This window comes from Rhodococcus sp. 66b (genome assembly GCF_002076325.1).
GTDB lineage: Bacteria > Actinomycetota > Actinomycetes > Mycobacteriales > Mycobacteriaceae > Rhodococcus_F > Rhodococcus_F erythropolis.
In genome coordinates this window covers 534,861-555,927 of the sequence record NZ_MUZB01000001.1, presented here as the reverse complement: position 1 = coordinate 555,927, position 21,067 = coordinate 534,861, and the positions used below count along the sequence as shown (strand labels likewise).

Genomic DNA, 21,067 nt, shown 5'->3' with positions numbered 1-21,067 from the left:
CAGCTCATATTGTGCCGGTTGGGGAACCTCGAAAGACTTAACGGGTTAGGAGTCACAGCATGGCGGAACGCTCAGGGCCGAGCCGGATACTTCCTTGCATTCTGGTGGGCCTCGGTGCCTTCCTTTTGGCCATCGCCATCCTCATTCCTACCTACACGGTAGGCAAGCTGGAGAAGACGCCACTCGACCTCGAGGTGACCACCGTCGCCACAGGCACCGGTAGCGTCCTCAACTCGGCGGCCCTCCTCGGCGGAAAGGCACAGGTCGACACCAACGTGCCGATCGTCGCTCAGCGCTACGTCACCACGCAGGACCCGTCCGACGCCGACATCATCACCGTCGAAGCCGGCCAGACGGTCCGTCGTACCGACAAGCAGGGCGATACCGGACTGCTGACCGCAACCCTGGACCGCGTCACGCTCGATCGCGTCAGCTCGATGCCGACCAACGATCCGGTCGGAACCGTCCAGACGTCCAGCGACCAGCCCGCCGAAGAAGTTTCCCGCGACGGTCTGCAGTACAAGTTCCCGTTCAACACGGAACAGAAGAGCTACCCCTACTTCGACCTGAACGCTCGCGCCACGAAGGACATCGACTTCGTCGAAGAGACCGAGATCAACGGTCTGAAGGTGTACCACTTCCAGCAGACGATCGATCCCGTCGACCTGTCGAAGGTCGTCAACTCCCCCACCAACAAGCTGAGCCTTCCCGCTGACACCTGGGGCGTTCCCGGCGGCGCAACCCCGATCACGATGACGCGTTGGTACACCAACGTCCGTGACCTGTGGGTCGAGCCCAAGACCGGTGTCGTCGTCAAGGGCCAGGAGCAGTTGCACCAGTACTACGGCCGCAACAAGGATGCCGTCGACGTCGAGGTTCTCAAGGTCACGCTGCCCTTCGACGAGGCGACCATCGAGTACCAGGTCCAGCAGGCGCGTGACGGCATGGACAAGCTCTCGCTGTTCGGCCGCACCGTCCCGATCGTGGCAGGTGTCCTCGGAGTCATCGCGCTGATCGCCGGTATCTTCCTCGGCCTTCGCGGCGGCAAGGGCGGAACTCCGGCCCGCGCTGCACACGGCGGAACGAACCAGAATCCCAGCGGCCAGGGTTCGCCCGAGCCGGCTCCGGGTGAGCACGACTGGACCTCGGACGACACTCAGGTGATCCCGCGTCCGGATCTGCGCAAGGACTGATTCAGGCAGTTAGCAGAGCGCCCCTTCCACACGGAAGGGGCGCTCTGCTGCATTTCGGGACTTTGTTGCCGGATCGGCGTACGGATTGGCGCAACGGGTCGTTCCCTCCGCGTGGTCGCGGGCTTAGCGTTTTCTGGAAGTCCAGACCACCCCGAACACGAGGAGCCACATGCCCGCATCAACAGTTCTGGGTTCGCACATCTGTGTCAGCGATCTGACACGTCGGAGATTTGTTGTCGGCAGTGCTGCATTCTCCGGGCTGTTCGCCGCCGGTTGCGCAAGGTCCGCCGGTACCGAGGGCGATGCGTCCGGGATGCGCACGGTCACGACCTCGCTCGGAACCTACGACATTCCGGTGACACCGAAGCGCGTCGTCGCCATCGACTCCCGACTCGACCTCGAACCAGCCGTTGCGATGGGCCTGCCGGTCATCGCGTACAGCTTCGACGCCGCCGAGCCGTGGGTTCCAGCCGATCCCACGGCGCAGGTGTTCGAGGCACCGGTCAACGTCGAGGCAATTCTCGCGCTGGAACCGGACCTGATCATCTGCACCGACATCGGTGAGGCCTCCGACATGTGGCCGCTGCAGCAGTTGAGCCAGACGGCTCCTGTGCTTCCGATGGACTTCACCCGTCCGTGGCGCGAGAACATCGACCAGTTGGCAAGTTGGCTGGATCGCACCGAGAACCCCGAAGTCCGTCAGGTCATCGGAGCGTACGAGGACAAGGCAGCCGGATTGAAGGAACGCCACGCCCGGAGTTTGGCGAGCAAGCAGATCGTGCTGCTGAACTACGTGAATCAGAAGGTCAACGGCGTCAACCGAAAGGGCATCTCCACGCAGGTGGCCGAAGACCTCGGCGTCCAGCTCCAGTGGCCCGTCGAGGGACAGAAGGAGATCTCTACCGAAAACCTGGTGACTTCCCTCGACTCGGCCGACGGAATGATCGTCACCACCGCGCCCGGCGTGGATCCCGTCACCGACGACCGCGCGATGTGGAACCGTATCCGCGCAGTACAAGGCGACAACGTCGTCTACACGGGTGGGAACATCAACTACGGATCCGTCTACACCGCGATGCGTACGCTCGACTACTTCGACGATTTGTTCACGCGTCTGGAGAACTGACGTCGCTGTGAGGTGCCGGCCGGGCGCGGTCGGCACTTCGCACTGCGGCGACGGACACCGCCAAGGCCGTCGTCGACGCAACCACCACCGCGACGCCGATCAGCTCTCCCGGCGTCTTCGCCCACACCAGCATGACCGTCGCCTCCACAACCAGTCCCGCCCACGCAAGAAGGGCCACTCGCGTGCGTTCTGACGCGATTGCGGACAGCAAAGCACCCTGGAGTACCGCCAGCGCTGCACCGTGCAGGGCGAAGGCCCACAGCATCGGAGCCACGGCGGCGTACGCGTCGCCCACGAGCATCGGCACCAGCGGGCCGGCAACCGCCGCCCCCAGAACCAACACGGCGCCGATACCGACGAGCACCGCCAACGCCGAGCGAACCGCTTGCGCCGAGTGCGCCGGATTCGCCATCTTCGGGTACAGCACGACGCCCACTGCCTGTGGCAGCCAGAACGCCACCTTCGTCGCGACGGCGCCGAGTGCGTAGACACCGGCGTCGTACTCGCTGAGGACGACGCGGACGATCAGCAGGTCCAGCGAAGACAACGCGATCAACGCAAGCTGGACTTGTGACGCCGCGAGCACGGAGACGACGCCGATACGCACCGCACGGTCCTCGCTCACCGAGACGGTTCGGTCGACCACTCGAACTATCGCCACCAGCAACGCAGTTCCGGCCGCGCCCGCGACCAATGCCGCGCCTGCCCCGCCACCGAAAGCCAGAACGATCACTGCCGGAAGGACTTTCATCACCCCGGCTCCGGCCAGCACGGCGCTGAGAGTGCCGAATCGACCGTGACCCTGCAACAACCCCTGCTCCGTTGCCAGTAGAACCAACATGGGCGCGGTCACCAATGCCGAGAACGACGCCACGATTCCGGTGTCGAGCAGCCACGCCATCGCCGGAGCGAGCGCAACCGCGAGGACGGCGACGATCGCGGTGCATCGATACCCCAACGACCGCAACGCATCTGTGCTCTTGCCACGCACCGCCTCGCGGGCGACCACCGTCTGCAACGCCAAAGCCGGAACCGCAAGTACCAACTGGGCGGCAAGCAGACTCGCGAACTCTCCGTAGCCGACCGGACCCAACCATCGGCTGGCCAACCATGCCAACAGGTACGACGCGACATTGGCCGTCATCGATCCCACCAAAACCATGCCGACCCCGGCCGCGGCGGCGCGATCGAGTGGTTGGCGAGGCATGGCAGTAATGATGCACCACGTATCGTGCGCGTCATGACAGTGCAAGCCGGATACCGCCGTTACCTGCCTGCGGCGTACAGCCTGGCGCTGGCACTGTTGATCCTCGGACCGCTGCTAGGCCCCGGCTACCTCCTGCTGCGCGACGCCGTCAGCACGCCGCGCTCGTACTTGACCGACTCCGCCCTCGGACTCACCGACGCCGCAGCCCGCGCCGTTCCCCAGGACGCGCTGATCGCAGCGTTGAGCACCGTGATCGACGGCGGACTGGTGGTCAAGTTCATCCTGCTCGTGGCGCTCTGGCTCGCCGGTTGGGGTGCGGCGCGCATGGTCGCCGTCCTGCTGCCGACGGCCGGTCTCGGTCCACAACTGGTCGCGTCGACGGTGATGCTCTGGAACCCCTACGTGGCCGAGCGCCTGTTGCAAGGACATTGGAGCCTGCTGACCGGTTATGCCGCACTGCCGTGGATCGTGTGTGCCGGAATCGGAGTTCGCCGAGCCACGCCCGGGTCCTGGTGGGCGTTGGCCGCGTCACTGGCATTCGCGGGCCTGACACCTACCGGCGCTCTGCTCGCTCTGACGGCCGCGCTGGTGGTGGTTGCCACCCCAGGGGGCCGAACCTCGGCCATGCGGCGTGTCTGCGGCACTATCGGGCTCTTCCTCGTCGCCGCCTCGCCGTGGTTGGTCGCCACCTTCGTATCCGGAGCAGCAGGCGACGGTTCCGATCCGGCGGGAGTCGCCGCCTTTGCCGCCCGAGCAGAACCGGGACTCGCGACGCTCGGCAGCCTCGCCGGTCTCGGCGGTATCTGGAACTCGGCAGCGGTACCGTCCACGCGCACAACACTCTTCGCGTTGGCCGGAACAGTTCTTCTGCTTGTCGTGGTGTTTGCCGGTGTGCCCGCTCTATGGCGCCGACGCCGGAACCCCGTTGTCAGTGGACTCGGCGCGCTGGCCCTGTTCGCGGTGCTCGCTCTGACCCTGGGCGCTACTCCGTGGGGGCTCGACGTCGGCCGATGGTCGGTCGAGGTGTTCACCGGCGCCGGTCTACTGCGTGACGCGCAGAAGTGGGTCGCGCTGGCCGTACCGTTCTACGCACTCGCTGCCGCCGCCGCGGTGATGTGGGCGGGCAATCGGTTCTCCCTTCCCCACCCGACATTCTCGATCGCCGCCGTCGTGGTGACGATCGTGGCGCTACCGGATCTGGTGTGGGGTGTCGGCGGCGCGTTGAAACCCGTGCACTATCCCGGGTCCTGGACCGTGGTGGCCGAGCAACTACGAGACGAAACCGGTGACGTTGCAGTGCTTCCCGCTGGGATGTTCCGCGCCTTCCCCTACAGCGGTGATGCGCCGGTACTCGATCCAGCACCACGCTTCCTACCCCTCGACGTGCTGCAGACCGGCCAACTGGTGGTTGCCGGTGGTGCTGTCGGCGGTGAAGGAACCCGGGCCACCCAGGTCGAGGATCTGCTGCTTGCCGGCGGGAGTCCTACGCAGTTGGCCGATCTCGGAGTCGGATGGGTACTGATCGAGCGTGAGACACCAGGCCAGCTCGGCAAGGCGGCAGCGACACTCGACGGGTTGGAACAGGTCTTTGCCGACAACGATCTCGAGCTCTACCGGGTACCCGGAGATGTTGCCGCGCAGGAAGCGTCGACCGGTGCCCGAACTGCCGTCATCGCTGCGCATCTCGCCTGGATACTGATGGGCGTGATCGCGCTGATCTCAGTCGGACTGAACCAGAACCGAATTCGACTCGCGAGGCGCGGCCAGTCCTGAGACCCACCGACCGTCCTTGTGCGCGGTCAGCACCTCGAGCACTCCGGTGCCGGTCTGCTCCCAGGAGAACTCGCCCGACCACACCCGAGCTTTCTCACCGAGCACCGTGCGGAGTTCGTGGTCGCGGAGCAGGGTGCCTGCTGCCTGCGTCAGATCAGCGATGTCGCCGTCGCCGGCGTGCTCACCGCCGACCAACAGCCCGGTCACTCCGTCGACGATCGAATCGGTCAAGCCCTTGGAACTGCGGTAACCGATCGTCGGAACACCGTGCTGCGCAGCCTCGATGACCGCCAGGCCCCACCCTTCCTTCCGCGAAGGCATGAGGTGAATCCACGACTGCGCAAGGAGTTCATGTTTACGAGCCTCGTCGACGTGACCGTAGAACGAGACGGCGTCACCGATTCCCAACTCGGCGGCGCGATCTCGCAGGTTCTGCTCCCACCAACCACCACCGATGACGTCGAGATGGATGTCCGGAAGCGTCGGACGCAGGGCTGCGACGGCCTCGAGTGCGTCCTCGATCTGCTTGTGCGGCACCAGTCGTGAGAGAACCGAGATGGTGGGACGCTCGGCCCTGGTGATCGATCCACCCGCGTCGACGCCGACGGGGAGCCGATCGGCACCGTTGCGCACCACGGCAATTCGTTCGCGCTCGACACCGAGGTCCACCAATTCTTCGGCCGAAGGAAGCGAAACCGTCAGATACTGACTACGTCGATGGGTGCGCGGTGACAATCGCGATTCGACCCACCAGCCGATCCGGCCGACGAGCTTGCCTGCCACCGGCCATTGTTCACGATGGCAGTGATGGACCAGAAGCGTGACCGGCGCACCCGCCACGGTCTTCGAGAAGAAGGGGATGCCGTTCTGGGTGTCGATCACCGCGTCGGGGCGAATGCCCTTGAGCGATCCGAAACCCAGACGTCCGGCGGCAATGGCAGCCAGAGCGCGGGGGTACACGCTGAAACGTCCACCGGCTCGGCTGATCGTGATGCCGTCTCGAACCTCCGACGCGGGCGCCCCGGGATACGACGCCGTCCGCAGCGTCACCTTGATACCGCGCTCGGCCAACTGGGATCCGACCTGCTCGAGGTAACGCTCGCTTCCACCGCCCTGGGGATGCCCGGTATCGCGCCAGCAGAGCAACAGAACCTCGCGCACGTGCGTTACTCCCTGAGTCGGTCGGTGGCCACCCCGGTTCGGGCGATCCTGCGGGATGCCCCGCCTGACCGGCCGGTAACCCTGCCGAACACCCTAACTGTTCGAGCGTCCGTATTGCCGCGCTCCTGACGGTGTTCGTGGACCGGGCGACCCAGTGGCTAAAGTTGCTACCCGTGACCAAGCCCGCAGTGACCCGCATTTTCGGCCGACGGGCAACCCTGAAACGCTCGTTCGGCCTGCTCAGCGACTTCCGCCACGAGCAGTCCGCGCCCGACATCTTCTACGGCGCGCTTGCGCGCGACTCCGTCGAATTGATCTCGGACCTGCACGAAGGTCACACCGGACGATCCCTCGACGGTCTCACTGTCCTCGACGTCGGCGGCGGTCCGGGCTATTTCGCGGAGGTCTTCCAGGCCGCAGGTGCCCGCTACATTCCCGTCGAACCCGATCCGTCGGAGATGCACGCCGCGGGTCTGACCGTGGGCGGCGCGGTGCGTGGATCCGGTTTGGCACTGCCGTTCCTGGACTCGTCCGTGGACATCTGCTTCTCCTCCAACGTGGCCGAACACGTCAGCGAGCCGTGGCTGATGGCCGAGGAAATGCTGCGCGTGACCAAGCCCGGCGGCTTGATGGTTCTCTCGTACACCCTGTGGTGGGGTCCGTTCGGCGGCCACGAAACCGGACCGTGGCACGCGCTGGGGGGCGAGTACGCAGCCAAGCGGTACCTCCGCAAGACCGGACGCGAACCGAAGAACAGATTCGGGGTGTCGTTGTTCAAAGTCGGCGCCACCGACGGCCTACGCTGGGCCCGTGGAACCAGCCAGGGCACGTTGCTCGCCGCGATCCCGCGCTACCACCCGTCGTGGGCGTGGTGGATGGTCCGAGTCCCCGGTCTTCGGGAGTTCCTGGTGAGCAACCTCGTCGTGGTTCTCGAAAAGCGATAGCGACATGCGCCTCGCACTCGATATCGGTGGCACCAAGGTGGCGGCCGGCGTCGTGTCCGAGGACGGCCGCGTTCCCGTGTTCGACAGTGTGCCGACGCCGCAGACCGACCCGTGGGGAGCGTGTGCGGCGCTGCTCGAACGAGTCGCAGACGGCCGCGACGTCGACGGTGTGGGCATCGCTTGCGCCGGGCCGGTGGACACCGTCGCCGGCGTCGTGGCCCCCATCAACATCACCGAGTGGGCACAGGGATTCGAGCTCGTAGCGGGCGTCCGCAGCGTCTTTCCCGATGCCGGAACTGCCCTCGCCATGGACGGAGCCGCAGCGGCATTGGCGGAGTTCCACCACGGCGCCGGACGCGGAACCCCGAACCTCCTGAGCCTGGTCGTCTCGACGGGAATCGGCGGAGGAATCGTCCTCGGCGGTGAGATTGCTCGGGGTCGCACGGGGAACGCCGGTCACATCGGCCACCTCGTCGTTCCAGGATCTTCCGAACCGTGCAGCTGCGGGGGCGTCGGCTGCCTCGAGACGGTGGCCAGTGGACCGTCCGCGGTGCGATGGGCTCGTAGCCAGAGCTGGTCGGGAAACACCGGCCGTGAACTAGCCGAGGGTGCACGCAGCGGCGACGCGATCGCCGTGGACGCGCTCCACCGCGCAGGCACGGCGCTCGGTGGTGCCATCGCCTCGGCGGCTGCCCTCCTGGACGTGGACCTCGCGGTGATCGGCGGCGGTTTCGCCCAGTCGGGTGCACCGCTGTGGGAACCGATGCTCGACGCGGCTGCCCGACATGCCCGTTTGTCGTTCATCGCCGGGCTCCGGATCGTTCCCGCCGAGCTGGGTGGCGCCGGAACTCTGACCGGTGCGGGCTTGCTCGCGCTCACCGCCGTTATCTGACACGCGTTCTTCCCCGATAAATCCGCAGGGAGTCCCACTAAACGGGTGCCACCTGTTCCCAATTTCTGTAACGTGTTTTAGTGTTCTGACTCACACCGTTACGGGCATTGCACGTGACGCCTACGGGAAGGAGGTGACCGTGAGCCCAGACGCTTCCTCATCTGACGTTGCCTCGACTGCTTCTTCGACCGATGAAACCGAGCATCACGCCCAGGTCGCCCGACCGAGCGATTCCCTCCGCGACACCGAAGACCTCCGTGAGCGCCTGGAACGGTGGATGGCCGGCAAGGTGCCGAGCGGATCCACTGTGACCGTCGCCGACGTCACCTTGCCAGCAGCCAACGGCATGTCCAGCGAAACCATCCTCTTCGACGCCACCTGGGACGGCGATCATCATCCCTTGGTCGCTCGGGTGGCACCGACGGAATCGACCATGCCGGTGTTTCCGACCTACGACCTCGAATCCCAGTTCCGCACCATGGCTCAGGTGCGCGAGCACTCGGCGGTGCCCGTACCCGCGGTGTACTGGTCAGAATCCGACCCGGACGCGTTGGGTGCGCCGTTCTTCGTGATGGAACGAATCTCCGGCGACGTGCCGCCAGACGTCATGCCGTACAACTTCGGATCGTGGGTCACCGAAGCGTCCCCCGAGCAGCGAAAAACCCTCCAACAGAACTCGGTCGACGTCCTGGCTCAATTGCACGCCATCGACAAGCCGTGCGAGCGTTTCGACTTCCTCCGACTCCCGAATTCGGGAACGACTGCACGAGACGCATTCACGGCGCACATCGCCGAGCAGCGCGCGTACTACGAGTGGGTGGTCTCCGACGGCATCAGATCACCGCTCATCGAACGTGCCCTCGACTGGATCGAGGAGAACAATCCCGCGGACGATTCTCCGGCGGTGCTCTGTTGGGGCGACTCGCGCATCGGCAACGTCATGTACCAGGACTTCGCGCCGGTAGCCGTACTCGACTGGGAAATGGCAACTCTCGGCCCGCGAGAGATGGATCTGGGCTGGATGGCATTCCTGCACAGGTTCTTCGAGGACATCGCCGGACTGGCGAACCTACCCGGTCTTCCCGACTTCCTTCGACTGCCGGATCTCGCGCAGACCTACGCCGAGATCACCGGCCACACCCCACACGATCTGGAGTTCTACGTTACCTATGCCGCACTGCGTCAGGCGGTCATCATGTGGCGAATCCAGGCCCGCGCCATAGCTTTCGGCCAGTCGCAGCGACCCGAAGACCCCGACGACATGATCATGCACCGCGCTTCGCTCGCCGCGATGCTCGACGGTACCTACTGGGAGAGGTTGGCCTGACATGCTCTCACCGATGGACGACTATCCCGTTCACCAGATCGCCGAACCGATCCGTCACGTAGCCACCTCGGATCGAAACTTCTACGACCGCTACTACTTCAATTGCTACCCCACCGAATCCCCCGACGTGTTCCTCATCGTCGGACTCGGCCAGTACCCCAACCTCGGCGTCATGGACGCATTCGCTGTCCTTCGCCGCGGTGACGACCACATCGTTGCTCGCATGTCGAAGGCGCTGGGTGCCGACCGTACCGACACCACCGTCGGACCTCTGCGCGTCGAAGTGCTCGAAGGGCTGCAGAAGCTCCGCGTCGTACTCGAACCGGGCAGCGAATACGATCTCTCCTTCGACATCACCTTCGATGCCACCATCCCCGCGGCGCTCGAGCCCAAGCACTTTCGCCGTCAACTCGAACGAGTCACGTTCGACACCTCACGCTTCCTGCAGACCGGCACGTGGACCGGATCGCTCACCGTCGACGGGGGGGGACTTCGCGATCGACCCGAAGACGTGGCGAGGTAACCGCGACCGCTCGTGGGGTGTGCGTCCGGTCGGTGAAGCCGAACCGCAAGGCAGACGCGCCGTCGACGGAATCCAGAACTTCTTCTGGATCTACGCGGTCATGCAGTTCGACGAGTTCACGATCTCGGTGATCATGCAGGAAGACGAGCAGGGCAGGCGCATCGTCGAAGAAGCCATGCGAGTGTGGCCGGACGAAGCCAGGGACAACGAATGGCTCGGCCGACCCGAACACGAACTGACGTTCTGCCCCGACACCCGCGACGTCACCGGAGCGACCATCACCTTCCACCGGCCAGGCGGTGAAGTCCTCACCGTCGCCTGCGAACTGCTGCTGGCCAACTACATCGGAATCGGCACCGGCTACGGGCTCGAACAGGACTGGCGTCACGGAATGTGGCAGGGCGAACTCGTCGTACAAGGGCTCCGCCACAAGGTCCACGAGATCGAACCGTTCCAACGCATGTTCTCCCCCGTCGACAACCTCGCGTCCTTCACGCTCACCGAAGGCACGAACACCAACACCGGCACCGGTCTTTTCGAGGTAGCCGCCATCGGACCGCACGAGAAATACGGATTCACCAGTTTCACCGACACCGCACAGGCAGACGACGCGTATGCCCTCGCGGCGACCGACAACACCGAGGAATGAATTGATGACTGACTACGACAAGCTCTACATCGGTGGAGCATGGGTGGCCCCGGCCACCGACCAGGTACTCGAAGTGTTCTCTCCCGCAACGGAGGAGCGCGTCGGCAGCTGTCCCATCGCAGCACCGGCAGACATCGACGCGGCCGTGTCCGCAGCCCGCGCGGCGTTCGAGGGACCGTGGTCACGCACCACCCCCGCCGAGCGCGGCGCGATCCTCGCCAAGGCCGCCAAGCTGATCGAAGAGCGCAGCGCGGAAATCAACCAGCTCATCTCCAACGAGATGGGCCAGCCGCCCGCCATGGTCGGCATGATGCAGCAGACCCCATCGATGGCGACGCTGGGCTACTACGCCGAGCTGGCCGACAAGTTCGCGTGGGAAGAGAAGCGCTCCGGTGCGTTCGGGCAGACCAAGGTGACCCGTGAGCCCGTCGGCGTCGTCGCCGCCGTGCTGGCCTGGAACGTCCCGCTGTTCCTGGCGATCAACAAGCTGGCCCCCGCGCTGCTCGCCGGCTGCACCGTACTGCTCAAGCCCGCACCCGAATCCCCTCTCTCCGTCCACGTGATCGCCGAGATCTTCACCGAGGCAGGCGTTCCCGAAGGCGTCATCTCCGTGCTCCCCGGCGGAGCCGAGACCGGCGAATACCTGGTCTCTCATGCGGGCATCGACAAGATCACGTTCACCGGATCCAGTGCCGTCGGCCGCAAGATCGGTGCCATCGCCGCGCAGAACCTCAAGCGCTGCTCCCTCGAACTGGGTGGCAAGTCCGCCGCGATCATCCTCGAGGACGCCGACATCGCCGCCGGAATGCCGATGCTCGTCATGTCCGGCCTGATGAACACCGGCCAGGCCTGTGTCGCTCAGACCCGAATCCTCGCTCCCCGTTCGCGTTACGACGAGGTCATCGAGGGAATGAAGACCGCGGCAGGCTTCATGACCGTCGGCGATCCGTCCGATCCCGCAGCACAACTCGGCCCGCTGATCTCCGAGAAGCAGCGCGAGCGCGTCGAGGGCTATATCGCCAAGGGCAAGGAAGAAGGCGCGCGCGTCGTACTCGGTGGTGGACGTCCCGCCGGCCTGGACAAGGGCTGGTACGTCGAGCCGACGATCTTCGCCGACGTGGACAACTCGATGACCATCGCACGCGAGGAGATCTTCGGACCCGTCCTCTCGGTGATCCCGTACGACTCCGAGGACGAGGCCATCAAGATCGCCAACGATTCGGATTACGGCCTCGCCGGATCGGTGTGGACCACCGACATCGATCACGGACTCGAAGTTGCCGCGCAGATCCGCACTGGTACCTACGCGATCAACTGGTACGCCTTCGATCCCGGATCACCGTTCGGTGGTTACAAGAACTCCGGTATCGGACGCGAGAACGGACCTGAGGGCCTCGAAGCCTTCTGCGAGACCAAGTCCGTACTCATGCCGCCCGGCTACGTGGGCTGACCCACCCGGGAGTTGGCACCCTTTGCTGACAGTTGGCACCCGTTCCGACCTGCCGGAACGGGTGCCAGCCCCATGAAATGGGTGCCAACTCCCAGCGAATCCACAGATCCACCCGGTACCGTCGAAAACGAATCAGTCATCTCACAAAGGACATTCATATGCTCACCAACGCCATCAACGCTTTCCTCGCACTCTGGGGCAGCGCCTCCGTCGGCAGCAGTGGATACCAGATCCCGCCGGGAACCCTTCCCTTCGGCTCCTGAGACAGGACCACAGAACCCGCTGAGCGCACTTCGCGCTCAGCGGGTTCTCTGTTTCGCCGACCTGTATCTACCGGTCCAGGACGTGATCCACCAATTGATTCTCCTGACCTGCGACCAATGCTTCAGCGTCACCGGCGTCCACATGACCGAACCAGGTGCCACCGGGGTTCGCGATCACCAACGGGCCCAGGTTGCACGGGCTCAGACAACCGGTTCCCGTCACCTTTGCCGAAGTGCCTTTGGCCGCCGCACTCATGGCCCGGTGGAGAGGCCCTGCTCCGTACGCCATGCAGCGGGGCCCCTTGCACACCAACAGATGTGTATCGTGCTGCTCGATCACCGACCAAGCCGGACTGCGATACGACGCCGGACTGGCAGTGATCGGCTTTCCGGCCGCGCCGAGTTCATCGATCACCTGCGCGGCCACAGCACCTTCGAGCGTTTCCGATTCGTGGAGCGAGACTTCCAGTTCGGCACCGATCCGGGTTTCGCGCCAGTTCGCAACCGCCTTGCTGGTCCACGTGAGCAGGTACCGATCCCTTGGCACCGCAACTGGAATCAACACGACCTTGCCCACGTCATCGGTATGCGCTCGATCGAGTTCCTCGTGAAGGCTCGGCGACGCGACATCGAGGTACGCAATACGAACGTCGGCGTCGGTGCCGGCCCGAACAGCGTCGAACATCCGTCGCGCGGCCGACTCGTCGAGGCCGCTGACGGTCGGCCGTAGTACGACGATCACCCGATGCGAACCACTGTCGACACTCATGCCGACGGCGCGGTTGTCCAGTCGATCCCGCTCGACGGAGCAAGTCCGAACTCTTCGATCTTCGCGCGCAGCTCTTCCGCGCCGTAGACGTTGGGGAATCCGCTGGTGAACATCGCGAGCGGGAGTACGACGAAGCGGTTCTGCTTGACGGCGTCGAGATCGCGTAGGCCTTCTCGGCTCTTGATCGCGTCGATCTTGCCCTGTACTTCGTCAGCGCTCTTCTTGTAGTCCATGATCACGATGACGTCGGGTTCTGACTTCGCGACGGTCTCCCAGCTCGCTTTGAACCAGGTGTTGTCGACGTCGGCGAACACGTTGGTTCCCCCGGCGACGTCGATGATTCCGTTGGGGGCTCCGTTGCCTCCGCTGGTGTACAGATCTTCTTCACCGCTGTCGTAGATCAAAACCTTCGGCTTGTCGGCGGCATCTGGCGCGGACTCCAGACGTGCCAAACGTGAATCCAATTCGGTCAATGCCTCGGCGGCAGTGTCCTCGGTTCCGAACAGCTTTCCGTAATTGGTCACGTCCGCACGAAGGGCATCCCACGGACCCATCGTGCCGAGCGCGGAATCCGCTGCGGCGCTCTGCCTACAACTATCGGAGATCACATATGCATCGATGTTGTTGCTCTGCAGCGATTCCGGCGTCACACCGGAGGCTCCCTTGAACAAGCCACTGTAGGAGCCGACCACCAGGTCCGCCTGCTTACCCAGAATCGTCTCCATCGTGATCGTTCCGTCCAGGTGTGGGACGTCCGCAATTCCAGGGCCGAACATCGACTCCATGACCGCGTCGTTGTTCGTGTTCAACACGACGGCCGCGAGACGATCCAAACCGCCGACTCGGAGAATGGTGCCGATATTGGCCGCATTGCTTGTCGCAACGACGTTCTCGATCGGAAGCTGGAAAGTGCTTTCGGTCCCGCAGTTCTCGAATGTCACCGAAGTCTTGTCTGCAGCTTCGTCGACGGGCGCGGTTGCCGAGCAGCCGGCAACTGTCAACAACGCTGTCGCGGCTACAACCGCACCGAACGACGCTCGAGTCTTGACATGTATCAAAGTGCACTCTCCGAAAATGATTGTTGTAGTTGAGAATTTCGTGATTCGAATACGAGGTGTGAACGGCCTGTCGCGGGGTTCACGAGCTCGAAAGTCTCGACGCCGAAGACAGTTGCCACCACCGAGGTGGTGAGTACGTCGGATGGATGTCCGAACGCCCTGGCCACTCCATCCGCGAGCACGAGCACCCGATCGCACACTGCCGCAGCCAAATCGAGGTCGTGCAGTGCCATGATCACCGTCCGGTCCAACGACCGGACCAGATCGAGCAGTTCGAGTTGATGCCGGATGTCGAGATGATTGGTCGGCTCGTCGAGGATGAGCACGCCGGCGTCCTGCGCGAGACCTCGGGCGAGAAATACCCGCCGACGCTCGCCGCCGGAAAGCGTGTCCATCGAAGAGAGCCTGTGCTCGATCATTCCGACCTCGCCCAGAGCACGATCAACGACGGCATTCTCGTGCTTTCCGCCGACACTCCAGGGCTTTGTATGTGGCGTGCGCCCCAGAGTCACGTACTCGTGAACCAACAAATCGGCGGGACTCTGCTCTTCCTGCGCCACAAAAGAAATGGCTTTGGCCCGCGAACGCGCGGACATCGCGTGCACGGACTCGCCGCCGACGCGGACGTCACCGTCAGCGATCGGTCCGAGACCGGCAAGCGCACGCAACAAAGTCGACTTGCCCGATCCGTTCGGACCGACGACGCCTACTACTGCACCGGCGTCCGCCGCGATGTCGACGCCCTTGACGACGGTTCGGCGGTCGATGCGGACAACGACTCCGGACGCGGTCACCGCCAGGGCGCGGGCGCTCACGAACTGCCACCGAATCGGTAGCGCCGACGGCCGAGAAGCAGGAGAAACAGCGGGGCACCGATCACCCCGGTCACCACGCTCAGCGGGATCTCGGTCGGCCGCAACGAGGTCCGCGCCACGACGTCGACCCACACCAGGAACGACGCGCCGATCAGCGCTGCCGCCGGCAACACCACTCGATGTCTGGCTCCGACAAGCATGCGTGTGACGTGCGGTATGACCAAGCCTACGAAGGCAATCGCGCCGGACACTGCAACCATCGTGCCGACCAACGCTGCCAGCACGCCGAACAGCACGTTTCGCAGGGTTCGGATGGGAATACCGAGCGAAGCCGCGACGTCCGGTCCGGCCGCCAGCGCATCCAGCCAACCGTGCAGGGCGAACACCGCTGCCGTCAGCAGGAACACTACGATGACCGGCGCCCACAACTTGTCCCAAGATGCCCCGGCCAAACTTCCCAGGAGCCAGAACAATACGGACTGCGCGGCCTGGGAATCATTGGTACGCAGCACCAGAAAACTCGCGATCGCCGACAGGGCGGATGCGGTAACGGTGCCGGTCAGAACCAATCGCAGTGGAGTGATACCGCCTTGCAGCGTCGCGATGGTGAAGACGAGAATCGCAGCTCCCAACGCCCCGATCATCGCGCCGAAACTGAGCGCCCACACTCCCGCGCCGGCGAACAGTCCGGTGGTGATGACGGCGGTGGCACCTACACTCGCGCCGGACGACACTCCCAGCAAGTGGGGATCGGCGAGAGCGTTGCGGACGAGGGTTTGCACCACCGCGCCGGCGACGGCAAGACCAGCGCCGACGGCCAGACCGAGCAGTACCCGAGGTGCTCTGATCCCCCACACGATCGCAAGTTCGGAACGCGTGACGGGTGGGCCTCCGAAGCGCGAGTGCACCACGTCCACCACAGTGGACACGGGGAGCATCTCGGATCCGAATGCCAACGCGCACACAGCAGAGAGCACGGTGACGACCAGCAGAGCGGGCAGCACGATACCCGGACTGAGCCGTCCGCGAGGCGCACCAGCCTTCGGCGAAGGCAGGTGGGTAGGTGGAGACAGAGCTCCGCCAACAGCATTCATGGTGTGACCGATCCATCCTCGTGGCATGACACAACGTCAACGAGGGTGGTATCTGGCTACGGTCGACGCATGGACGACCTCACAGTGGCGGGACCGCGCCGGAATTGCACCGACTTCCCATTACCTCGATGATGACGTCAGAACCATAACGGACTGTGGTCACCATTCCGCACACCGGATCAGGATTCCGACGCGATCATCGATCTCGCCTGCCGCACGACGGCTTCCGTTCGCACTCGAAGGTCTTCGGGTGAATCCGATTCCAGCACAACCCGATGCACCTGGCTGTCCACGGCAGTCACAGTCAGCCGCGACGTCAACAACGCATCGTCCGCACTGAAACCGCGGCTCTGCAAGTACTCCGAAAAACCCAGTACCAGTTGCCGATTCATTCCTTCGACCTGCGCGATGAGCTCACGCGTACGCGGAACCTGATCGTAGAGCAGGTGAAAGAACTCTCGCGGCTTACTGTTCACTTCGACCGCGCACTCCACCAACATCCGGACGGCCTCGTCCGGGGTGAGCTCACGCTCGACGATGTCGGCAAGGCAGAGCGCAAAACTCTCCCGCGCAGCACTCACGTGACGGTTCGCCAACTCCGCGAGGATCTCGTACTTGTCGCCGAAATACTGGTAGAGCGAGCCCACCGACACCCCTGCCTCGTCAGCGATCCGGTTGGTGGTCGCTGCCATGCCCTCCGACGCGAAAACGCGAGTAGCTGCCTCCAGGATCGCGTCGTAGGTAGCCCTCGAGCGCTGCTGGGAGGGCCTTTTCCGCCGAGTCGACACGGTCCTCCGATGCGAGTTGTCAGCCGCGACGCCGGTACCGAGAATTGTGTAGGTGACCAGCGCCGATTACTCGAAGTTTATGCCCGACCGGTACACCGACCACATGCCGGCGCCGACCCCGACGTGGTGGGAGCGGAACGGCAACACCGTCCACGTCGCACGGGCAGTGGCTCCAGACGCGCCGGTTCGTGTTCTCGGCATCCACGGCGCCGGCGGCTACTCGGGCGCGTTGTGGCCGTTCGCCGGGATCGGCGTGAAACTCGGAGCCGAAGTCCTCTTCCCCGATCTTCCGCTGTACGGCGACACCGTCGTAGCCGATCCCGCCGGCGTCCGGTACGAGCAGTGGGTCGATCTCCTCTGCGATCTCGTCCGGGCCGAGAAGGCAGCCGACGATCGGCCGCTGGTGTTGTTGGGCGCCAGCATCGGCGGTCTGCTGGCCTACGAAGTAGCCGCGCGGACCGGTCTGGCCGACGCCGTCGTCGCTACCTGTCTGCTCGATCCCTCGAATCCGTCGGCCAGAGCTGCCGCGGCGCGGTTCGGCCCGATGGGTGTCTACGGCGCTCCCCTGATGCGCCGCACCGAACGACTGGTGGGCCGTATCCGCGTGCCCATCCGTTGGGTCGCCGACGTCGCGAACATGAGCAGCAACCGTGAACTCGCGACGCTGTGCGCAACCGATCCGCGCGGTGGCGGTGTTCGGGTGCCACTCGGATTCCTCAGCAGCTACTTCTCGTTCGAGCACACCGCACCCGAAGCATTTCGGACGACGCCCGTTCTGCTCACCCACCCGGCCGACGACCGATGGACGCCACCCGAACTGAGCCTGCAGTTCCTCCGCCGCATCAACGCACCCACCGAATTCGTGATGCTGGACGGGTGCGGGCACTTTCCCGTCGAAGAGCCGGGCCTGACGCAGTTCCACGACGCCGTCGACACACTGCTGCGCTCCGTCGCCGAGCGTCACCGCACGAAACCGTCGCCACCCGCCTAGCCTGAAGTTCGTGAGCATCGAACCCAAGGCCGAGCCGACGGGAAACGGCGACGAGAGCACCACGACAGTCGTACTGGCGTTTGCGGCTAACGCGCTGATCGCCGGGGCCAAGACGGCGGCCGCCATCGTCACCGGATCTGCATCGATGGTCGCCGAGGCCACCCACTCCTGGGCCGATACCGGCAACGAAGTGCTGTTGCTGATCGCGAACCGCCGCTCGAAAAGGGTTCCCGACCGAGACCAGCCACTCGGGTACGGCCGGGAGGCCTACATCTGGTCGATGTTCGCCGCCCTCGGACTCTTCGCGCTCGGCGCAGGTGTGTCGATCACCCACGGCATCCAGGAACTGTTCCATTCCGAACCGGCCACCGACTTCGGTGTCGCCTACGCAGTCCTCGGCGTCTCGTTCATCCTCGAAGGCATCTCGTTCCGGCAGGCGTACAAGCAACTCCGAACCGAAGCGTCCGCCGTGAACCGCGACGTCATGGCCCAGGCGCTCAACACATCCGACCCGACGACCCGGGCCGTGTTCGCCGAAGATGCTGCAGCACTGATCGGTTTGGTCATCGCATTCGTCGGCGTCCTACTGCACCAGATCACCGGTTCACCGATCCCCGACGCCCTCGGCTCCATCTTCGTCGGCATACTTCTCGGAGTCATCGCGATCATCCTGATCGACCGCAACCGCCGATTCCTGGTCGGCGAAGAGGCCTCACCGACGCTGCGGGCAGCAGCCGTCGAAGCTCTCACCCAACTACCCGAGATCAACCGAATCACGTTCCTACGCATGGAATACCTCGGGCCGCGGCAGGTCTACCTGGTGGCTAGCGTCGATCTGGTCGGTGACTACGCGGAATCCCGAGTGGCCCACACGTTGCGCGAACTCGAACGCTCACTCGAGCAGAGTCCACGCGTCGTGCGGGCGATCCTGACCCTCTCGACGCCCGAAGAACCGTCGATCGCAGTCTGAACTTCCGGCCGGGCGATAGGCTCGTTCGATGCGCGCACTGATCGTGATTCTGGCGGTTCTGGGATTTGTCGTCGGGGGAATTCCCCTGGTGGGCAGTCTGATCGACGTGATGACCAGTCAAGACAAGACCATCGTCTATCAGGGTTCCTACGTACCATTTCGGGACATGCAGATGGCTCGGGACACCGAATCGACGATAGCCACCGCCTACGAACCCTTAGACGGACCGCGCTGGCTCGTCCTGGCCTGCTATCCCCTGATCGGGGCGGCACTGGGCGCAGCGACGGCCGTCGTACTGGGACGTCGCGGGTGGCACCTGACGCGAGCCTGAACAGACGCCGATGGCCACCCGCCGTCTACACGAGGGTGGCCATCGAAGAAGGAATGCTTCAGATGTACATCGCAGGATCGATGTAACTGTTCGGGTCCACCAGCTTTTCCTTGGTGGTCCGTGGCCGCGCCACCGCCGGGATACCCGTCGCGATGGATTCGGCCGGAACATCTCTGGTGACAACGGCATTGGCGCCGATAGCGCTACCTTCACCGATGACGACAGGTCCGAGGATCTTGGCACCAGCGCCGACGGTGACCCGGTCTCCGAGCGTCGGGTGACGCTTGACCTGCTCGAGCGAGCGACCACCCAGGGTGACGCCGTGATAGAGCATCACGTCGTTACCGACCTCGGCCGTCTCCCCGATCACGACGCCCATGCCGTGGTCGATGAAGAACCGTCGACCGATGGTGGCACCGGGGTGAATCTCGATGCCGGTAACGAAGCGTGTCAGCTGCGAGAGCACTCGCGCCGGGCCGCGTAGCGCAGGGACGACCCACATGCGATGCGCAACCCGATGCGCCCAAATGGCATGCAGCCCTGAATAAACGAGCGCGTTCTCCACATTGCTGCGCGCGGCAGGATCCTGACCGCGCGCAGCCTGCAGGTCCTCGCGAATTGTCCCGAGGATACTCACAAGTCTCAGTCCCGGATGTGTTCGAACAGCGGGGTGGAGATGTAACGCTCGCCGAAGTCACACACGACAGCCACGATCAGCTTGCCGGCGTTTTCCGGACGCTTCGCCAACTCGAGTGCGGCCCAGACGATGGCACCGGACGAGATGCCGCCCAGGATGCCTTCCTGGGTTCCGAGTGCGCGAGCGACCTCGATGGAATCGGGGAACGAGACGTCGATGATCTCGTCGTAGATCTCGCGATCGAGGACGTCGGGCACGAAGTTCGCGCCGATTCCCTGGATCTTGTGGGGACCGGGCTGGCCACCGTTGAGGATCGGCGAGTCGATGGGCTCGACGCCCACGATCTTGACCTCGGGCTTGTACTTGCGAAGGGTGCGTCCGACGCCGGTGATGGTGCCGCCGGTGCCGATGCCGGACACGAAGATGTCGACGGCGCCGTCGGTGTCGGCCCAGACCTCTTCGCCCGTCGTTGCCTCGTGGATGGCCGGGTTGGCCGGGTTCGCGAACTGGCTGGCCGAGACAGCGTTCTCGGTCTGCTCGACGATTTCCTTGGCCTTGGCGACTGCACCGGCCATGCCCTCGGAGCCCGGGGTCAGCACGATCTCGGCGCCGTAAGCACGCAGCATCACGCGACGCTCGGTGGACATGGTCTCCGGCATGGTCAGGATGACCTTGTAGCCGCGAGCAGCACCGACCATGGCGAGTGCGATACCGGTGTTACCACTGGTGCCCTCGACGATGGTTCCGCCGGGCTTGAGTGCACCGGACTTCTCGGCGGCGTCGATGATTGCCACGCCGATCCGGTCCTTGACGCTGTTGGCCGGGTTGTAGAACTCGAGCTTGACGGCGACCTGTGCGTCCAGGCCCTCGGTCAGACGGTTGAGCCGCACGATCGGGGTGCGCCCGACCAATTCGGTCACGTTGTTGTAGATCCCGCTCATATCTGGTCCTCCTGAGGATCGAGTGTGTCGACCCGCTCGCTGATCACTGCTTTACGGCTGAACTGCATAACGGCTGAACTGCTTAACGGCTACAGGCAAGGGCATACAGACGACCGATGCCGCATCGGTTCATCAAATTGAACCAATGCGGCATCAGGCCACTAC

19 protein-coding genes, 1 pseudogene and 1 riboswitch are annotated in these 21,067 nt (G+C 64.4%); of the genes and pseudogenes, 11 read left to right on the top strand and 9 right to left on the bottom strand.

Features of this window, described 5'->3' with window-relative positions:
* Positions 1 to 59: 59 nt before the first annotated feature.
* On the top strand, positions 60 to 1,193 hold the full coding sequence (locus B0E55_RS02495) for a DUF3068 domain-containing protein (protein WP_019747133.1): 1,134 nt from the start codon (positions 60 to 62) through the stop codon (positions 1,191 to 1,193).
* A gap of 169 nt (positions 1,194 to 1,362) precedes the next feature.
* On the top strand, positions 1,363 to 2,319 hold the full coding sequence (locus tag B0E55_RS02490; protein WP_029254588.1) for an ABC transporter substrate-binding protein: 957 nt from the start codon (positions 1,363 to 1,365) through the stop codon (positions 2,317 to 2,319).
* On the opposite strand, the gene B0E55_RS02485 is transcribed toward B0E55_RS02490, so the two are convergent.
* Positions 2,300 to 3,526, bottom strand: a complete 1,227-nt coding sequence (locus B0E55_RS02485) for a lipopolysaccharide biosynthesis protein (protein ID WP_031331334.1) — start codon at positions 3,524 to 3,526, stop codon at positions 2,300 to 2,302. The two genes, B0E55_RS02490 and B0E55_RS02485, sit on opposite strands and share 20 nt — an antisense overlap.
* Positions 3,527 to 3,559: 33 nt before the next feature.
* On the opposite strand from B0E55_RS02485, the gene B0E55_RS02480 reads away from it, so the two are divergent.
* A complete protein-coding gene (locus B0E55_RS02480) occupies positions 3,560 to 5,299 on the top strand; it encodes a hypothetical protein (RefSeq protein ID WP_080909014.1) in 1,740 nt (579 codons plus the stop codon).
* On the opposite strand, the gene B0E55_RS02475 is transcribed toward B0E55_RS02480, so the two are convergent.
* Positions 5,246 to 6,460 (bottom strand): glycosyltransferase family 4 protein, encoded by a 1,215-nt coding sequence (locus B0E55_RS02475; RefSeq protein ID WP_019747129.1) that lies wholly within the window; start codon positions 6,458 to 6,460, stop codon positions 5,246 to 5,248. The two genes, B0E55_RS02480 and B0E55_RS02475, sit on opposite strands and share 54 nt — an antisense overlap.
* A gap of 173 nt (positions 6,461 to 6,633) precedes the next feature.
* On the opposite strand from B0E55_RS02475, the gene B0E55_RS02470 reads away from it, so the two are divergent.
* The 5 genes and pseudogenes from B0E55_RS02470 (at position 6,634) to B0E55_RS02450 (ending at position 12,245) form a co-directional block, all read left to right on the top strand.
* A complete protein-coding gene (locus tag B0E55_RS02470) occupies positions 6,634 to 7,404 on the top strand; it encodes a class I SAM-dependent methyltransferase (RefSeq protein ID WP_003945692.1) in 771 nt (256 codons plus the stop codon).
* Between the two features lie 4 nt (positions 7,405 to 7,408).
* Positions 7,409 to 8,296, top strand: coding sequence for an ROK family protein (locus B0E55_RS02465; RefSeq protein WP_080909013.1), 888 nt, complete (start codon positions 7,409 to 7,411; stop codon positions 8,294 to 8,296).
* A gap of 139 nt (positions 8,297 to 8,435) precedes the next feature.
* Entirely contained in the window at positions 8,436 to 9,623 is a 1,188-nt protein-coding gene (locus B0E55_RS02460) for a phosphotransferase family protein (protein ID WP_029537623.1), read from the top strand.
* A 1-nt stretch (position 9,624) separates the two neighbouring features.
* A pseudogene (locus tag B0E55_RS02455) lies at positions 9,625 to 10,795 on the top strand (hypothetical protein).
* A gap of 4 nt (positions 10,796 to 10,799) precedes the next feature.
* Complete coding sequence (locus B0E55_RS02450; RefSeq protein ID WP_080909012.1) at positions 10,800 to 12,245, top strand: aldehyde dehydrogenase; 1,446 nt, start codon at positions 10,800 to 10,802, stop codon at positions 12,243 to 12,245.
* 330 nt (positions 12,246 to 12,575) lie between these two features.
* On the opposite strand, the gene B0E55_RS02440 is transcribed toward B0E55_RS02450, so the two are convergent.
* The 5 genes from B0E55_RS02440 to B0E55_RS02420 form a co-directional block, all read right to left on the bottom strand.
* Positions 12,576 to 13,277 carry a (2Fe-2S) ferredoxin domain-containing protein gene (locus B0E55_RS02440; RefSeq protein ID WP_046378019.1) on the bottom strand — a complete coding sequence of 234 codons (702 nt, stop codon included), beginning with the start codon at positions 13,275 to 13,277 and terminating at the stop codon, positions 12,576 to 12,578.
* Positions 13,274 to 14,335, bottom strand: coding sequence for an ABC transporter substrate-binding protein (locus tag B0E55_RS02435; protein ID WP_080909011.1), 1,062 nt, complete (start codon positions 14,333 to 14,335; stop codon positions 13,274 to 13,276). Before B0E55_RS02435 ends, B0E55_RS02440 begins: the two co-directional genes overlap by 4 nt.
* Positions 14,332 to 15,150 (bottom strand): ABC transporter ATP-binding protein, encoded by an 819-nt coding sequence (locus tag B0E55_RS02430; protein WP_019747122.1) that lies wholly within the window; start codon positions 15,148 to 15,150, stop codon positions 14,332 to 14,334. Before B0E55_RS02430 ends, B0E55_RS02435 begins: the two co-directional genes overlap by 4 nt.
* Positions 15,147 to 16,154, bottom strand: coding sequence for a FecCD family ABC transporter permease (locus B0E55_RS02425; protein WP_003945625.1), 1,008 nt, complete (start codon positions 16,152 to 16,154; stop codon positions 15,147 to 15,149). The genes B0E55_RS02430 and B0E55_RS02425 overlap by 4 nt, the downstream gene beginning before the upstream one ends.
* A gap of 117 nt (positions 16,155 to 16,271) precedes the next feature.
* A riboswitch (cobalamin riboswitch) is annotated at positions 16,272 to 16,407 on the bottom strand.
* A 16-nt stretch (positions 16,408 to 16,423) separates the two neighbouring features.
* The gene (locus tag B0E55_RS02420; RefSeq protein WP_021333144.1) at positions 16,424 to 16,936 is read right to left on the bottom strand and encodes a TetR/AcrR family transcriptional regulator; all 513 of its coding nucleotides are present in this window, start codon (positions 16,934 to 16,936) and stop codon (positions 16,424 to 16,426) included.
* Positions 16,937 to 17,084: 148 nt separating this feature from the next.
* On the opposite strand from B0E55_RS02420, the gene B0E55_RS02415 reads away from it, so the two are divergent.
* The 3 genes from B0E55_RS02415 to B0E55_RS02405 are packed head-to-tail and all read left to right on the top strand — an operon-like array spanning position 17,085 to position 19,324.
* Positions 17,085 to 18,023: an alpha/beta hydrolase gene (locus B0E55_RS02415; RefSeq protein WP_021333143.1), complete on the top strand. Its 939-nt coding sequence runs from the start codon at positions 17,085 to 17,087 to the stop codon at positions 18,021 to 18,023.
* 10 nt (positions 18,024 to 18,033) lie between these two features.
* On the top strand, positions 18,034 to 18,993 hold the full coding sequence (locus B0E55_RS02410; RefSeq protein ID WP_019747118.1) for a cation diffusion facilitator family transporter: 960 nt from the start codon (positions 18,034 to 18,036) through the stop codon (positions 18,991 to 18,993).
* 28 nt (positions 18,994 to 19,021) lie between these two features.
* Entirely contained in the window at positions 19,022 to 19,324 is a 303-nt protein-coding gene (locus B0E55_RS02405) for a hypothetical protein (protein WP_020906413.1), read from the top strand.
* Positions 19,325 to 19,382: 58 nt separating this feature from the next.
* Here B0E55_RS02405 and epsC read toward each other — a convergent pair whose 3' ends face one another.
* Together epsC and cysK are read right to left on the bottom strand one after the other, a co-directional pair.
* The gene (gene epsC, locus B0E55_RS02400; protein WP_019747116.1) at positions 19,383 to 19,961 is read right to left on the bottom strand and encodes a serine O-acetyltransferase EpsC; all 579 of its coding nucleotides are present in this window, start codon (positions 19,959 to 19,961) and stop codon (positions 19,383 to 19,385) included.
* A gap of 5 nt (positions 19,962 to 19,966) precedes the next feature.
* Positions 19,967 to 20,902, bottom strand: coding sequence for a cysteine synthase A (gene cysK / locus B0E55_RS02395; protein ID WP_019747115.1), 936 nt, complete (start codon positions 20,900 to 20,902; stop codon positions 19,967 to 19,969).
* Positions 20,903 to 21,067 lie beyond the last annotated feature (165 nt).

Bases quoted from the DNA above. Each gene is read 5' to 3' on its own strand.
- B0E55_RS02465 (WP_080909013.1), top strand. From the start codon at position 7,409: ATGCGCCTCGCACTCGATATCGGTGGCACCAAGGTGGCGGCCGGCGTC.
- B0E55_RS02450 (WP_080909012.1), top strand. From the start codon at position 10,800: ATGACTGACTACGACAAGCTCTACATCGGTGGAGCATGGGTGGCCCCG.
- B0E55_RS02485 (WP_031331334.1), bottom strand. From the start codon at position 3,526: ATGCCTCGCCAACCACTCGATCGCGCCGCCGCGGCCGGGGTCGGCATG.
- B0E55_RS02490 (WP_029254588.1), top strand. From the start codon at position 1,363: ATGCCCGCATCAACAGTTCTGGGTTCGCACATCTGTGTCAGCGATCTG.
- cysK (WP_019747115.1), bottom strand. From the start codon at position 20,902: ATGAGCGGGATCTACAACAACGTGACCGAATTGGTCGGGCGCACCCCG.
- B0E55_RS02495 (WP_019747133.1), top strand. From the start codon at position 60: ATGGCGGAACGCTCAGGGCCGAGCCGGATACTTCCTTGCATTCTGGTG.
- B0E55_RS02420 (WP_021333144.1), bottom strand. From the start codon at position 16,936: ATGGCAGCGACCACCAACCGGATCGCTGACGAGGCAGGGGTGTCGGTG.
- B0E55_RS02405 (WP_020906413.1), top strand. From the start codon at position 19,022: ATGCGCGCACTGATCGTGATTCTGGCGGTTCTGGGATTTGTCGTCGGG.
- B0E55_RS02440 (WP_046378019.1), bottom strand. From the start codon at position 13,277: ATGAGTGTCGACAGTGGTTCGCATCGGGTGATCGTCGTACTACGGCCG.
- B0E55_RS02480 (WP_080909014.1), top strand. From the start codon at position 3,560: ATGACAGTGCAAGCCGGATACCGCCGTTACCTGCCTGCGGCGTACAGC.